This window comes from Flavivirga sp. 57AJ16, from assembly GCF_028736925.1.
GTDB lineage: Bacteria > Bacteroidota > Bacteroidia > Flavobacteriales > Flavobacteriaceae > Flavivirga.
This window is the reverse complement of the sequence record NZ_JAQZAT010000001.1, coordinates 439,021-454,437: the sequence shown is the minus strand read 5'-3', so window position 1 is coordinate 454,437 and position 15,417 is coordinate 439,021. Positions and strand designations below refer to the sequence as shown.

The following is a 15,417-nucleotide window of genomic DNA, read 5'->3' as shown; positions in this document are numbered from 1 at the left end:
CCAGAATGATTAAAGGTTTCGATGGGATAACCAAAATGAATAGCTAAATGTGACCATTGGCTTTTAAGCATTCGATGGGTTTTTATGTTAATAAATTAATCCATTGAGGTTGTTTTGAGTAATAATTGGTATTATTTCTAAAAATGTTAAGCGCTTGATTATTTTAAATAAAACATAAATGAAATACAACAGTCCAAAAATAGCTACACTAATAGCGTGTTTATTTATCCAATTAATTTCGGCACAAGAAAAAGCTAATCATGAAAAAGCCAAAACAGCTTTTCAAACATCAAGTAAATGGATGCCAGAAATTGATATTCGGTCAGATGTTGCCATAGTTTATGGTGTAAATGGTAATCCGTCAGATCATGATGGTTCATCTGTTTTTGAGAACAGGGTAAAATCATGGCAGGAAAAAGGATATACTGCCCATTTTATGACGGGAATTGCGTGGGGTTCTTATCAGGATTACTTTTTAGGGAAATGGGATGGACAGAACCACTTAGGTGAAGGACAAGTACAAAAAAATGGAGATACTATCTGGCATGGTAGGAATGTGCCATATATAGTTCCTCAAAAAAGTTTTGTTGATTATATAAAAAAAGAAGTTATAGAGCGTGTTATTGATGTTGGTATAACGTCAATATATCTTGAAGAACCAGAATTTTGGGCACGTGGAGGTTACAGTTCAGCATTTAAGGAAGCATGGAAAGATTATTATAAATTCCCTTGGAGGCCTCAACATGAATCCCCTGAAAATACATGGTTGTCTAACAAGTTAAAATACCATTTGTATTACAAAACAATTGATGAGGTTTCTCAATATGCCAAATCTTACGGTAAGAAAAAAGGACTGGATGTAAAAATATACATACCGACACACTCGTTGGTTAATTATTCTTCATGGATGATTGTAAGTCCTGAAGCAAGTTTAGCGTCCTTACCAGGTATTGATGGCTACATAGCCCAGGTTTGGACGGGTACTTCTCGTGAAGCTACCTATTACAACGGAAAGGTTAAGGAAAGAACTTTTGAGAATGCTTTTTTAGAGTATGGCTCTATGGCTTCAATGACAACTCCTACAGGCAGAAAAATGTTTTTTTTAACCGATCCTATCGAAGACAGAAGAAAAACATGGGATGACTATAAAATAAATTATCAAGCAACTTTTACAGCTCAGTTGCTTTACCCACAAATTGAAAATTACGAAGTCATGCCATGGCCAGAACGCATTTATACAAGGCCTTACAAAGTGGCAAGTTCAAACAAGCAAGAACTTATTTCCCATAATTATTCTACCCAAATGCAAGTTATGATTAATGCCCTAAATGATATTAAAGTATCAAAAAACAAGGTTAGTGGTAACAATGGTATTGGTGTACTTATGGGAAACTCCATGATGTTTCAACGATTTCCAATACATGATGGGTATGACGATTCACGCTTTTCAAATTTTTACGGTCAAACATTACCACTTTTAAAAAGAGGGATTCCAGTGCAAACCGTTCACATGGAAAATTTAGGATACGATGAAACCCTTAAAGATATAAAGGTTTTAATTATGAGTTATTCCAACATGAAACCTTTTGGAGAAGTGGTTCATAAACATCTTGCAAAATGGGTGAAAAATGGTGGGGTTTTAATTTATACAGGAAAAGACGACGATCCTTATCAAGGCGTCATGGAGTGGTGGAATCAAAAACGGAACAAATCCAAAGTCCCTTCAGAGAATCTATTTAAACATTTAGGGCTTCCCTTAAATGCTCAAAATGGTAATTACAATATTAGCAAAGGAGAAGTATTTGTTATACGACAAAACCCAAAAGCGTTTGTTATGGAAACAGGTGGCGATATAACGTTTATTAATGTAGTAAAACAAGCTTTTAAAAATATTGGAGAGAACCTTCAGTTTAAAAACAATTTAGTGCTTCAAAGAGGGCCTTACAAAATGATTGCCGTATTGGATGAAAGCGTAAGTGATGAACCTTATTTTGCACAAGGCCCAGTGATTGATCTTTTTAATCCACGTTTACCTGTTTTTACGGAAAAAATGATAGTGCCGGGAGAACAGGCTTTTCTGTATGATTTAACACATGCTTATAAAAAAAATAAACCTATGGTATTGGCTACTGCAGCCAGAATTTCAGACGAAAAACATGAAAAAAATCAATATACATTTATTTGTAAAAGTCCAGTAAATACAATAAATAGCATGCGAGTATATTTTCCTTCCTCGCCAAAAAAAGTAACACTGTTAAATTCAAACGGAGAAGAAATCATGCCAAAAGGTTCAAGTTGGGATAGTAACTCAAAAACCTATTATTTACAATTTGAAAACGCTCCTAAAGGAATAAAAGTAATGTTTAGTTTATAGCCATAAAAAGGAAAAAAATAATAAAAATTAAAAATATATAACTGGTATTTATTGTTAGTGTTGGTCAACCAAAATGAACTTGGAAATCGTAAAAAAGCTAGAGGTTACAAAAGCCAATGCAAAAAGGGTTTGGAATAATCATTTGTCTAAAATATTGGTTGAAGGCGGAACAGAAGCCCCATTTTGATAATATTTTGGCAACAACTTGCCGCCTTGAAGTATGTTTTTGTTTGTTTTTCATAAATGCAGGCGGACTCCACGGGCTAGCATAAAATACTAAGTCGTCGTTGATAAGTTGTGTTGTCCTTTTAATTAAAGGGATTTTAAATTCTCTATCGTGATCTATGGTAAATGTCTTTAAATCGGCATCACCTTCTTCAATATAAGTGTGGCTTCCAGAACCAAAATCAGTTTTGGTATCGATTAAAATTAAAAAACCTGTAAATATATATTTACAGGTTTTTTGAATTAGGATAATACCTAAAAAGTACTCAAGGTGGAACTAGCTGAAATTTGAAATTATTAGGATTTATTGGTGTTTTCAGAGGGAGCAAATTTCACTGATACCGAATTTGCCTCTTTTTATGAAAATTTTAACATTTAAGTGAAAAGTTAGCTGCAAATTGAACGAAAAAGCACTAATTCTAATGTTTTTCAATTTTAACTTTTAATTTCTATTTAGCTATTGGCGTTCCTTTTAAACTAGCAGTAACTAAATAGGCAATATATTCAGCAAAAGGTTTTATGTTTTGCCCAAAGCTTGCGCTCTCCAGAGCAGTCATATATCTATCCCTTTCTTCAGTTGGGATTACAGTCCAAGGATAGCCTCCAGAGACGAGCATTGCATTCATTAAGAAACGTCCCATGCGTCCATTACCATCTACATATGGATGTGTATATACAAAAATAAAATGCCCTAATACTGCTCTAATACTTGCCTCTTCTTCATTTTCTAATAGTTCAAATAGTAATGGCATAACATCACGCACACCATCTTTATTTATTGGAGTATGTTTTGATTGCCCTATGTAAACTTGTATGTTTCTATATCCGGCTAAATCAGAAGCCTTCAATAAACCGACAGTAACACTTGGAGCTAATAATTCCCTATACCAATCCCCATGATCTTTATCAACTACTTTCCCAGGGTTTTCTCCATGTAAAATTTGAATGACACTTTCTTTAACGACCTTAAATGCTTGCCAATATCCTCTTGCGGCCATGGCATCTTTTTGCTTACGATCATCTTCATTCTCTTTAGCATCCCATGCACCACTTCTAACACGTTCAATTAATTCAGGTGTCACGGTATATCTTTCAATCGATAAAGAATGATAAGCATCCGTTGTGTAAATATCTTCAATGGCTTTAATATAAGAATCTTTATCTTCCGGTAATCCAGGTGCTTTTGGGAATACGGCTATAATTTCTTTTCTCATGGTATGCCACATCAATCTAATACGATTAACATAAGGGGACCGTTCCCTTAAATCAAACTTTATAGGCGTGGGTTCTTTAAATGGGTCAGTTTCCCTAACATCATAGTCGGCTGATTTCATGGTTTTTATAATATCATCGGCAATTTTATCCTGACCTAAATTTCTATATGCTCCTGCTAACCTACCCGCTATAGTTGAATGCCCCCCATCAAGTAAGATACCTAATAATTCAGAGGCATCTCTAATCATTATAAGGGCTGTTCTAGCTTCTATGGGCTGTCTTGTAAATATTGATGGCGTTGAATGGATTATAGAGGATGCTAAATTCACCATTCTTACCCCATTTTTTATTTCGATTTCTGCTATATCTGGCAGGGGTGATTTCATTACAAATAACGATGTGCCAAATAATAGTGATGTTAGTGAATTATTTCCTTTGGTTGAGCGTATGACTAATTGGATAGGGACGGAATCGTTTCCGGCATGAAGCATGAGGGATTGTTCAGCGGAGATACAATAATCTTCTCCATAACGATCTTCTAAATATCTCCCACAAAACCCCCAAAATGATGAAAACCAAGAAGTGCTGTCTCCTTTTTTTTCATCAAATGGTGTAGCAATATACCAACCTTTAATGACCTCGCGAATAAAATTATTCTTAACCAATCGCTCTCGATGAACCCTAGTGAGATCTGATGCTTTTATGGCTACTATACCTTGATCTTGAATGGTTTTTAATTGCTCTAATGATTCAGCTAATTTTTCTCCTGGTGTAGACATTTTTTTAATTTAATCTGGATTTATACTATTTTTAAAACGTGTAGTTTTTATTAATTAGCGATGTGTAATTATTATTAATTGATGTTGTGCAATTATTATTAATTAACGATGTGCGATTATTATTAATTGAAGTAAATATATAAATATTTATTGATTTACAATTAATTAAAGTCCTTAAAAAAGATTTGTTAATCCAGAACAATAAGTAAAAAAGCGTCAATTATTGAGGCCGTATTTTTGAGTTTGCTCTTATTTTTAGATGTATTTATGGGATATGGAATGTTCATTATTAATATTTTTTATCTTCAACTTAATTCTTAATAAACTTAATACTGCTATGAGGGAGTATACTGATTTTCAAAAAGAGTATTTTGAGAATTTAAAGAAACAAGAAATTCAGGAGTTGGAAAAAAATGATAAACTGATTCAGAATTTCAAAAAATTTTGCTCAAAAAAAGGAGTTCGTCTAAATGAAAGAGATTTCAAATATGTACAAACAATAGGAATAGTTGCTTACAAACCCAATATAGTGGAAAAATTATGTCCAGAACTCATCAGGGATAAAGAAGGCTTAATACTAATTTTGATTTTTTTTCCTCGATTTTCACAAACATTTCTTGAAATGCCTGAGTAACGGTTGTTTTTTTACAAAAAGGAGATTGATGTCGATCTGTTCTATATCTTCCCTTAAACAAAACGTCTGGATAATCATACCTTACCAATGTTTCTAGCGCATGATAAAATCTTGAATAATGCACAAACGTGTATGGAGGATCAGCATAAACTATCGTTCCATTGGGAGTGTGATCTAAGCAATCAATATAATCTAAAGAAGTGATAGTATGATTGTATTTATTCTTTCCAGTATATTCAATCAATTCATTAAGTTTTTTCTTAAAGAAAGGTAAAATACTTTTATTTCGATAAATAATAATATCTTCCATTGAAGCTATATTATTAGCATCTCTGTATTGAGCATAATGCCCAGTACTTTGCGCATTGTAAGCCATAGCATACATTATACTTGACAATAATGGATAATAAACTGGCGAATTTGAATATTCTTCTGCTGCTACTCTAAGCGCATCTATCCATAAACATTGTTTGAAAGACCAATAAGTTCCCGAATAATTTTTAATAAATAAGTGATGCTCAATATCTTCAAAATTTTGAGATATTAAATCTTGTTGTAATTGCTCTAAAGCATTAAATTCATTAAGAGTAATATCTGTATAATCAAAAACTAAATCAGGATATGATTTCATTACATTATCAACATACTCTTGAGCAATCACTATCACATCATCAATAATTCTTGGGTACTCTTCCCAATTATAATTACCTAAATATGTTTTTGCAAATACAGCAGAATATTCTTGAATGTCATTAGAGTATGTATTAACATTATGCCCCAAAGCACCACTTACAACACTAGTCCCAGCAAAAAGATCGCAAATGGGCTCACCATCGTAAATTTCATTTTATAAAATCTAAAAGTTCCCTCTTAGATCCCATATATTTTATTATACGTGGAATTTTAGATTTACAATCTAATAGCTCAACTTGTTTTTTGCTTTCCTTCAGTATTGTAGTCATCAAATGTTTTTTTCAAATTTAAGAATCCCAACTCTAAAATATAATAACTTTTATTATATTTTGCTATATTATAGAATAATATCTCAGTAGAAAGCAATTTATATATTTCATTTACACTTCTAAGTAATTATTTAGAAAATGTAAGAGGTGTTTTAGTAAAACAAACTTTGTGTTTTTTAGCAGCAAAATTAATTCAATCGTACAAATATTAAAAGTAAAAATCCGTAATCATATAATTATTAATGAATTACGGATTTTATATGTACTCAAGGTGGGAATCGAACCCACACTTCCGAAGAAACTGGATTTTGAATCCAGCGCGTCTACCAATTCCGCCACTTGAGCATTTTGGATTGCAAATTTAACTTTTATCTCGAATTAAACGAAGTTTTTCTTTACCAATTCCAGATTTCCAATATTTTTCCCGCTTTCTTGCCTCAATTCGGGTCTCAGTCTGTTCTGAATAAATCAATTGAAACGTCACATAAGCCCTTGTTGTTTTTTCTCTTTTTTGATTATGCCTTTCAATCCTGGCTTCAAGGTTTTGGGTTAAGCCTACATAAATGTAGTTTTTGTTAAGGCTTGAAATGGCATAAACATAAAACATAGCATAAATTGTAGTAAGGATTTTGAATCCAGCGCGCCTGCCTGTCTGCCGACAGGTCTACCAATCCTACCTTCGGTAGGTAAATCCGCTTTACCTGCCGTTAGGCAGGTACTTGAGCATATCGAATAGCAAAAATATATATTTTTTCGATATTAAACATAAAAATACCAGTCAATATACTTTTTAGGTTAAAATAAATGTATAAATTTGCACCTCGTTTAAAATAAGGTGCTGTATTAGTGCTGCAAAACAACAAGTTAACTATGCCAATTATAAATACTGAAGCCAAAATTTTTGCATGTACCCAAAGTAAAGTTCTTGGTGAAAAAATAGCTAAGGCATTTGGTGTGGATTTAGGCAATGTCATTACTTCAACATATAGTGATGGGGAATTTCAGCCATCGTATGAAGAATCTATTCGTGGAACTAGAATTTTTATTATTGGTTCTACAAATCCAGGCCCAGAGAACTTGATGGAAATGTTGTTAATGATAGATGCCGCAAAAAGAGCTTCAGCAAGGCATATTACTGCAGTATTGCCATATTTTGGATGGGCAAGACAAGATCGAAAGGATAAGCCACGTGTGCCCATTGCAGCAAAATTGGTTGCTAAAATGTTAGAAGCAGCGGGAGCAACTCGTATTATTACAATGGATTTGCATGCCGATCAAATACAAGGGTTTTTTGAAAAACCAGTAGACCATTTATTTGCATCTACTATTTTTCTGCCCTATTTAAAGAGCTTGAATTTAGATAATCTAACAATTGCTTCTCCAGATATGGGGGGATCTAAAAGAGCTTATGCTTATTCTAAAGCACTAGCAAGTGATGTTGTTATTTGTTATAAGCAACGTGCCAAGGCAAATATAATTTCTCATATGGAATTAATTGGAGACGTTACGGGTAAAAATGTCGTATTAGTTGATGATATGGTTGATACAGCTGGTACATTAACAAAAGCAGCAGATTTAATGATGGAAAGAGGTGCATTAAGTGTGAGAGCTATTTGTACACATCCTATATTATCAGGAAAAGCTTATGAGAATATAGAAAACTCAAAATTAGAAGAACTCATAGTAACAGATTCTATACCATTATCACAAAAAAGTGATAAAATTAGAGTTTTAAGTTGTGCTGACTTATTCGCAGAAGTTATGGATAAAGTTCACAACAATCAATCTATCAGTTCAAAATTTGTCATGTAATTCCCTACCAACCTCCCCAAAAAGAAGGCGTGTTAGATAAGGACCATTATTAATATATAAATAGAAAATGAAAACGGCTTGAAATATAAATTATATTAAATTTTACAATAAAGTTTAGTTTCAATAAAGTTTACATCATACAATTAAATAATAATAAATAACAATTATGAAATCAATTACAATCAACGGATCTCAAAGAGAAAGCGTGGGCAAAAAAGCGACAAAAGCCTTACGTAATGCTGGTCAGGTTCCTTGCGTATTATACGGAGGAGATAAGCCAGTTCATTTCTCGGCACCAGAATTAGCTTTCTCTAAACTTGTATACACACCAAATGCGCATACAGTTGTGATTAATTTAGATAATGGAGAGACTTTAAATGCTGTACTTCAGGATATCCAATTCCATCCAGTTACAGATAGAATTTTACACATAGACTTTTATCAACTATTTGAAGATAAAGAAATTGCTTTGAATATTCCGGTTCAACTTGTAGGAAACTCAAGAGGTGTTAAAAATGGTGGTGTTTTAAGAAGAAACAATAGAAAATTACGTATTAAGGCACTTCCTGTAAACTTACCGGATTTTATCGAGATAGATATCTCGCCTTTAAAAATTGGAGATAAAGTTGCTGTAGGAGACTTGCCAAGTGAAAAATATACATTTTTACATACAGATAATACAGTAGTATGTCAAGTTAGAACTTCTAGAGTAGCGATCGAAGACGAAGATGACGATGAAGAAGAGTTAGAAGAAGGAGTAGAAGCACCAGCAGCAGAAGGGGCAGAAGCACCAGAAGCACAAGAATAAATATATTCTTAATTTTAAATATTAAGAGCATCCTGTATTATTCGGGATGCTTTTTTATTTTTACAGAAACATAAGAATTATGTGTCGGTTTTTATTCAAACTATTTAGGAAAAAAAAGGAAATAGAAGAACAAGATACAATGAAGAAGTATTTAATAGTTGGTTTAGGGAATATTGGTGAGAAATATGCCAATACACGCCATAATATTGGATTTAAGATATTAGATCATTTTGCAAATAAAGAAGCTTTAACTTTTGAAACCCAAAAATTAGGAGATCTTACTGTATATAAGCTAAAAGGGAGAACACTTATTTTTTTGAAACCTAATACCTATATGAATTTAAGTGGGAAAGCCATATTGTATTGGTTAACAAAAGAGAAAATTCCTTTGGAAAATTTATTAATCATTACAGACGATTTAAATCTGCCTTTTGGGAGCATTAGATTAAAAGCAAAAGGTAGTGATGGCGGGCATAATGGATTAAAGGATACCCAAGAAAAATTAAATACCACTAAATACAATCGCTTTAGATTTGGAATTAGTGATGCCTTTTCAAAAGGAAGACAGGTTGATTATGTTTTGGGGGAATGGACTCAAGAAGAATCGGATAAACTTAAAGAGCGTTTAGATACATCGGTTGCGCTTATAAAATCCTTTGCTTTAGCAGGAATGAATATCACAATGAATACGTTTAATGGGAAATAATTAATACCTCGTGAGCTTGCTTATTCAACAATGATCTTTTTAATAGATTCTCGAATACCATCACTTACTTTTAAGATATACATACCAGATTGTACATTATTTAAATGGATCCTTTCGTTAAAGTCTCCAGTACCTTCAAACACATCTCTATAAATAAATTGAGATCTTATATTAAAAATTTCTATAGTAATGTCTCTGGATAAAGAACCGCTTAGTTTAATATTGAATGCTCCATTATTCTGGTTTGGATATATCATTAAGTTTTCAAAACCAGATGCCTCAATAGTTTTGGTTGGTAATATGGTAAGCGTATAATCTTCCACCTCCCCATCAAAACCATTTTCGGAAGGCATTGGCTCTTGGTCGCCAGAGCTTCCTACATATCTCGTAGCGATTCTCATAACAGTGTTTCCTAAAACAGCATTTAAAGGAATGCTAATAGAAAGCGGGGAATTATTGGTTGCTTCGTTTGAGACATTGGTAACATCACCTAAATCGTATGCTTCTCCAGGATCATTAAAACTGGAATTTTGATTCCAATCGACCCATGCTTTTGTTGCTGTAGTAAAATTTCCTTCTGTATTAACATTTACCACTAAATCGTAGGTGTCCTCCCTATTTAGTTCTGTGCTTACAGATGTGTAATCAGAATAATCAGAAGGTTTTTCAGAAGGCTGGTTAATCGTATTAAATTGAACCAAAGTTATAGAGGTATCAAACTCAAAGTCTGATGGTAGTACATTAATGGTGTAATCTTCTACCTCCCCATCAAAACCATTTTCACAAGAAGTTGGCAATCCATCATCCTTATATTTTGTTGAAACCCTCATAATAGTATGGCCAGGTACCGCATCAATAGGGACTGTAATCGAAAGCGGCGAATTAGTAACTGCTCCATTGGTAACATTGGTAGCATCGCCCAGATTATATTCTTCGCCAGCATCATTAAAACTACAGTTTTGGTTCCAATCTATCCAAACTTTAGTTGTAGTAGTATAATCACCATGAGTATTTACATTTACAGTGAGGTCATACGAAATATCTCTATTTACATCTGTAGTTATTGATGTGTAATCTGAGTAACCAGAAGGTTTTGCAGAGGCATTATTAATAGTGTTGAACTGTACAAGTGTTGTACTTGTATTATACTCTGTGTTGGCAATAGAAGAACACAATCCGTTGAAAAAATGAAAATCCACATTCTTGTTTTTTGTAATGGATGTTGATGTTCCAGTAATTATTAAAGGGTAATGACCTTCTGAAATACCATTTAAATTGCTAATAGTCATGGTAACACTTCCAGAAGCATTTAAACTTGTTGGAGAGAAAGTTACCGTAGACCCTCCTGGGTTTCCGGAAACACTAAAAGTTGTATTTTCAGAAAAACCATTTGCTGTGACAAAATCAAAATGAAATGTCGCTGTAATTTCTCCGCAAGTAATGGGGTCTAAAGTTTCTTCAACTATGAAAAAATCTGGAATTGCAGAAATAGAAAAATCAAAGTTAGAAACATCATAAAAAATATTATCGGCTGCTTCAATAAGTAGCCGTGCAGTAGTGGTATCGGGAATTGCAGGAACCATGTAATCAAAAGTGCCATTATTAGGCGTGTTTGATACTATGGTTATAGGAAATGTTAATCCGCCATCTGTTGATAGTTTTATATTTACATTTTGACAATTTATAGTGCCATTTGTTGTTTGCCCTACTTCCCATTCAATGGTTTGCATAGCCCCTTGAGTCCAGGAAACAGGGTTGGTAATGGTAAAAGGCGTTACATCTTCTACTGTAATTTGCATGGTGTCATAACTGCTTTGACCACCAACGGACGAAGCTGGAGCCCTGTCCCTAACCGTTAATGCCCAATTTAAAGTTCTTGCCACAGCCGAAACAGTTTCCCAATCACTGCCCAATGTGGGATTGGTTTGTGTGATATTGCCGCTAAGGACACTGCTAAGCCTAGGAATATACCTGTCGGGCGCATTTGAAGGCGGAAGCGACCTGTTGGTTGGTCCAGAAGCTAGTTCAGGACCAAAATTCAGATAGTTTGTTATGCCACTATCTATTTGTTCCCAACAATATGTGAGGTTATCCCCGCCATCTAAATCTGTAGCAGCACCTCTTAAAACATAAGCTGTTCCTTTTGGTATATTATAATTGTTCCCGGCATCTGCACTAGGCGGGTTATTTGAGATCACTTCGGTTGTTTGACAACTTTTGGTATTTAGATTATCTAATATTTGTTTAATACTATGATAATGAAAATAATCGTCACCATTTAGTTCCACATTGTTTGCGCCTTCAATACCGGCATATGCCATGATGGTGGATCCGCTTCCAGGTTCAGAATTAACACCAGTTCCTTCACTCTCAAAAGCCCAGGTGTGATTAGCGCCCATTTGATGCCCAATTTCATGAGCGACAAAATCAATATCAAAAGTATCTGTTTCAGGAATTCCATTCGATGGTGATGTATAAGCACTTCCTTTGGCATGGGATGATGGCCCCGAAGGATTTTCACAAACACAGCCAATACAGCCTGCATTTCCACCTCCTCCAGTGGCTCCAAATAAATGGCCTATGTCATAAGCCGCATTACCGATAACACTAGTTAAATTGTTTTGAAGTTGCAAACTCCAACCATTAGAGTTGTTAAAGTTATCACTATCAGCCCCAATATTTGCATCAGAATAAGGGTCTGTAGCAGCATTGGTATATATTAACTGTGTGGCGTCAACAAGCTCAAAGGTTACGGCCATATCAGTTTCAAAAACTTCATTAACCCGGCTCAATGATGTGTTTATTGCTGCGAGCGCATCAGCAACGGCATCACCATTTCCAGGATTACCATCATCGTGATAAGCAGTGTATTCTGATGTGGTGGAGATGGCAATTCTAAATTTTTGCAATGTTTGATTATTGGCACCGCCTTCATTGGCCTTTGCAGTTTTGCTCGTTTTATTAAATGATTTATTTAATTTATTCAGTGTTTTACATTCAAGTTTTTCTGCAGAATGACTTTTCGAACCTTTGTCGTAAACAACATATTCATTGGAGCCTTTGGTTAAAGGTTGCATAAATACAGTGGGTTTACCAACATAAGAGATCATGGTTTGTACCCCTTGTGGGGACATGCTCATTCGAAGACGCGTTCCAGTATTATCTGTGCTAATACCTACATACGATTTAATATTTGGGTATTTAGAGGCGAGCCCAGGGGAAAAAACAGGCGCTTCGTAAATTTTAAAAGTCTCCATGTGCCCGTTAATTCCAGGTATAGAGATAATCGTACTTTCTTTGTTGTTTTTAGCCCCCCTCAAGGTTGTTGAAACCGTGCTGTTTTTAAATGAGGTGATGTCAAGTTCAAACAGATGGACTTTATTGTTATTTAAATGAAATTTAGATAATTTTTCAGGGTTTTTTAAATTTTCGACCTGTTTCCATGAAGAATTTTGAGCAATACTTGAAAATGCAAACAAAAGCATTGTTATTGAAAAAACATAATGTAGTTTTGTTTTCATAAAAATATTTAGGGCGTTTTTATTAAGCGATCTATAAACAAATCTAACTTTTTTAGGTGGAATTAGCAATTTAACTTGTTAAATGAGTAAGGTAATAGACATTGAGACTTATAAATCTGTAGAGGCTACAGTTGTTACAATTGGTACTTTTGATGGAGTTCATATTGGGCATCAAAAAATAGTGAAGCGTTTAATTTCTACAGGAAAAACAGATGGGTTAAAATCTGTAATTCTAACTTTTTTTCCACACCCGAGAATGGTTTTACAGAAAGACTTCAATATAAAATTAATAAACACTATTAACGAACGACGGGCTATTTTAGATGGCTTAGGTTTAGATTACTTACTTATTAAAAAATTTACTAAAGAATTTTCCCGACTTTCGGCCGAGGACTTTGTAAAACAAATCTTGGTTGATAAACTCCATGCAAAAAAGGTGATTATTGGCTATGATCATAGATTTGGGAGAAATAGAAATGCCAATATAGATGATTTAAAAAAGTTTGGTGAGGCCTACGGATTTGACGTGGAAGAAATATCGGCACAAGATATAAATGATGTGGCAGTTAGTTCTACCAAAATTAGAAATGCTTTAAAAGAAGGAGATGTTATTAAAGCGAATGCTTTTTTGGGATATCATTTTAGAATAACCGGAACGGTAACAAAAGGCAGAGGGCTAGGGAGGCAATTAAATTTTCCAACAGCTAATATTAAAGTTGAAGAAACCTATAAATTGATACCTAAACAAGGGGCGTATATTGTAAAAGCGATTATTGATAAAGGATCCGTTTATGGTATGATGAACATAGGCATAAATCCAACTGTTAATGGTAAAAAAGAAACTATTGAAGTTCACTTTTTTAATTTTGATAATGATATTTATGGTGAAAACATTCAAATTGAATTGTTAGACCGTATTCGTGATGAAGAAAAGTTTGAATCTATTGAAGCTTTGAAAATACAGTTAAAAAAGGACAAAGAAACGGCGCTTACATACATAGCAACACATCATGCTCAATAAATGGCTGTTTAAAAATATTGATAATTCCCCATTAATAGTTTTCCGAATTATTTTTGGGCTCCTTTGTTTTTTAGAATCGGTCGGCGCTATTTTTACGGGTTGGGTAAGGAAAACGCTTGTAGAACCCGAATTTACGTTTTCTTTTATAGGGTTTGAGTGGTTACAACCACTTCCGGGAAATGCCATGTATTTCTATTATGGCATTATGGGCATATTTGCATTATGCATTATGGTCGGTTATAAATATAGATGGAGTGCCCTATGTTTTGCCGCTATGTGGGCTGCCACTTATTTAATGCAAAAATCGTCCTATAATAACCATTATTACTTATTGATGCTCTTAAGTAGTATAATGGTGTTTCTTCCAGCTCATAAATATGCTTCCATAGATGTGAAATTGAATCCTAAAATAAAGAGTTTTTCAATGCCACGTTGGTGTCGTTTGGTTATTATATTTCAGCTTTTTATTGTGTATACCTATGCTTCCATTGCAAAACTATATCCAGATTGGTTGGATACCAGTGTTATGGAGATATTTATGAAAAGTAAGGAACATTATATTGTAGTAGGCAACCTATTTCAACAAAAATGGCTGCACTATATTTTGGCTTATGGTGGGATATTGTTTGACGGTTTAATCGTTCCCTTATTATTATTTAAACCTACAAGGAAATATGCTTTTATGGCATCTGTTTTCTTTCATTTGTTTAACTCGTTTGTATTTCAAATAGGTATTTTTCCTTATTTATCGTTAGCATTTACATTGTTCTTCTTTGAATCTGAAATGATTCAAAAACTATTTTTAAAAAAGAAGCCTTTTTATAGTTCAGATACGGTTGTTGTTCCAAAGATGAAAAGGCCATTGTTAGTTCTGTTTTCTATTTATTTTTTAGTTCAAATAGGGTTACCGTTAAGACATTATCTTATTAAAGGTGACGTACTTTGGACGGAAGAGGGGCATAGACTTTCATGGCGCATGATGCTTAGGTCGAAAAGCGGTAGCATAAGCTATCGAGTTAAAGACAAAGACTCCGGTAAAAGTTTTGTCATTAATTTGAATGATTATTTAACAGCTAAGCAACAACGCTCTGCCAGTACAAAACCAGATGTTATATGGCAATTTGCACAGTATTTAAAGCAAAAGTTTCAAAATAATGGTCAAGAGATAGCCGTTTATGTTGATTGTAAAGTAAGCGTTAATGGAAAACCTTTTAAAACCTTAATAGACCCAGAAGTAGATTTGGCACATGTTGAATGGCACGCGTTTAAACATGCCAATTGGATTTTACCTTCAAAAGAGGATTGAATCGAAAAGAATTCCTCGACGCTTTGCGTCGGGGTTTCCGTTGAAATTGTCATT

11 protein-coding genes and 1 tRNA gene are annotated in these 15,417 nt (G+C 33.9%); 6 read left to right on the top strand and 6 right to left on the bottom strand.

The genetic code is table 11. The features are described from left to right. Nucleotides 1-178: 178 nt before the first annotated feature. Nucleotides 179-2,374 (top strand): hypothetical protein, encoded by a 2,196-nt coding sequence (locus PQO00_RS01875; RefSeq protein ID WP_274183120.1) that lies wholly within the window; start codon nucleotides 179-181, stop codon nucleotides 2,372-2,374. A gap of 97 nt (nucleotides 2,375-2,471) precedes the next feature. Here the strand turns inward: PQO00_RS01875 and PQO00_RS01870 are convergent, their stop codons facing one another. From PQO00_RS01870 to PQO00_RS01850, 5 genes are all read right to left on the bottom strand, one after another. After that, nucleotides 2,472-2,756 carry a hypothetical protein gene (locus PQO00_RS01870; RefSeq protein ID WP_274183208.1) on the bottom strand — a complete coding sequence of 95 codons (285 nt, stop codon included), beginning with the start codon at nucleotides 2,754-2,756 and terminating at the stop codon, nucleotides 2,472-2,474. 292 nt (nucleotides 2,757-3,048) lie between these two features. Further along, nucleotides 3,049-4,593, bottom strand: coding sequence for a Fic family protein (locus PQO00_RS01865; RefSeq protein WP_274183119.1), 1,545 nt, complete (start codon nucleotides 4,591-4,593; stop codon nucleotides 3,049-3,051). Between the two features lie 554 nt (nucleotides 4,594-5,147). Next, the gene (locus PQO00_RS01860) at nucleotides 5,148-6,050 is read right to left on the bottom strand and encodes a DNA adenine methylase (RefSeq protein WP_274183207.1); all 903 of its coding nucleotides are present in this window, start codon (nucleotides 6,048-6,050) and stop codon (nucleotides 5,148-5,150) included. Between the two features lie 402 nt (nucleotides 6,051-6,452). Next, nucleotides 6,453-6,534: transfer RNA gene (locus PQO00_RS01855), tRNA-Leu, on the bottom strand. 16 nt (nucleotides 6,535-6,550) lie between these two features. Then, nucleotides 6,551-6,796 (bottom strand): GIY-YIG nuclease family protein, encoded by a 246-nt coding sequence (locus PQO00_RS01850; RefSeq protein WP_274183118.1) that lies wholly within the window; start codon nucleotides 6,794-6,796, stop codon nucleotides 6,551-6,553. Between the two features lie 263 nt (nucleotides 6,797-7,059). Between PQO00_RS01850 and PQO00_RS01845 the strand changes: the two genes are divergently transcribed. The 3 genes from PQO00_RS01845 to pth all read left to right on the top strand — a co-directional run bounded on the left by PQO00_RS01845 (nucleotide 7,060) and on the right by pth (nucleotide 9,515). Then, nucleotides 7,060-8,001 (top strand): ribose-phosphate pyrophosphokinase, encoded by a 942-nt coding sequence (locus PQO00_RS01845; protein ID WP_274183117.1) that lies wholly within the window; start codon nucleotides 7,060-7,062, stop codon nucleotides 7,999-8,001. Nucleotides 8,002-8,167: 166 nt separating this feature from the next. After that, the gene (locus PQO00_RS01840) at nucleotides 8,168-8,809 is read left to right on the top strand and encodes a 50S ribosomal protein L25/general stress protein Ctc (RefSeq protein WP_274183116.1); all 642 of its coding nucleotides are present in this window, start codon (nucleotides 8,168-8,170) and stop codon (nucleotides 8,807-8,809) included. A gap of 79 nt (nucleotides 8,810-8,888) precedes the next feature. After that, entirely contained in the window at nucleotides 8,889-9,515 is a 627-nt protein-coding gene (pth, locus tag PQO00_RS01835) for an aminoacyl-tRNA hydrolase (RefSeq protein WP_274183115.1), read from the top strand. Between the two features lie 20 nt (nucleotides 9,516-9,535). Here the strand turns inward: pth and PQO00_RS01830 are convergent, their stop codons facing one another. Then, a complete protein-coding gene (locus PQO00_RS01830; protein ID WP_274183114.1) occupies nucleotides 9,536-13,036 on the bottom strand; it encodes a reprolysin-like metallopeptidase in 3,501 nt (1,166 codons plus the stop codon). 82 nt (nucleotides 13,037-13,118) lie between these two features. Here PQO00_RS01830 and PQO00_RS01825 point away from each other — a divergent pair, with 82 nt between their 5' ends. Together PQO00_RS01825 and PQO00_RS01820 are read left to right on the top strand one after the other, a co-directional pair. Next, the gene (locus tag PQO00_RS01825; protein WP_274183113.1) at nucleotides 13,119-14,057 is read left to right on the top strand and encodes a bifunctional riboflavin kinase/FAD synthetase; all 939 of its coding nucleotides are present in this window, start codon (nucleotides 13,119-13,121) and stop codon (nucleotides 14,055-14,057) included. Next, nucleotides 14,047-15,363, top strand: a complete 1,317-nt coding sequence (locus PQO00_RS01820) for an HTTM domain-containing protein (RefSeq protein ID WP_274183112.1) — start codon at nucleotides 14,047-14,049, stop codon at nucleotides 15,361-15,363. The genes PQO00_RS01825 and PQO00_RS01820 overlap by 11 nt, the downstream gene beginning before the upstream one ends. Nucleotides 15,364-15,417: the final 54 nt, after the last annotated feature.

What these genes read in the sequence shown, in the direction of transcription:
- PQO00_RS01875 (WP_274183120.1), top strand. Translation starts at nt 179, where the DNA reads ATGAAATACAACAGTCCAAAAATAGCTACACTAATAGCGTGTTTATTT.
- PQO00_RS01840 (WP_274183116.1), top strand. Translation starts at nt 8,168, where the DNA reads ATGAAATCAATTACAATCAACGGATCTCAAAGAGAAAGCGTGGGCAAA.
- PQO00_RS01845 (WP_274183117.1), top strand. Translation starts at nt 7,060, where the DNA reads ATGCCAATTATAAATACTGAAGCCAAAATTTTTGCATGTACCCAAAGT.
- PQO00_RS01820 (WP_274183112.1), top strand. Translation starts at nt 14,047, where the DNA reads ATGCTCAATAAATGGCTGTTTAAAAATATTGATAATTCCCCATTAATA.
- pth (WP_274183115.1), top strand. Translation starts at nt 8,889, where the DNA reads ATGTGTCGGTTTTTATTCAAACTATTTAGGAAAAAAAAGGAAATAGAA.
- PQO00_RS01865 (WP_274183119.1), bottom strand. Translation starts at nt 4,593, where the DNA reads ATGTCTACACCAGGAGAAAAATTAGCTGAATCATTAGAGCAATTAAAA.
- PQO00_RS01825 (WP_274183113.1), top strand. Translation starts at nt 13,119, where the DNA reads ATGAGTAAGGTAATAGACATTGAGACTTATAAATCTGTAGAGGCTACA.
- PQO00_RS01830 (WP_274183114.1), bottom strand. Translation starts at nt 13,036, where the DNA reads ATGAAAACAAAACTACATTATGTTTTTTCAATAACAATGCTTTTGTTT.
- PQO00_RS01850 (WP_274183118.1), bottom strand. Translation starts at nt 6,796, where the DNA reads ATGTTTTATGTTTATGCCATTTCAAGCCTTAACAAAAACTACATTTAT.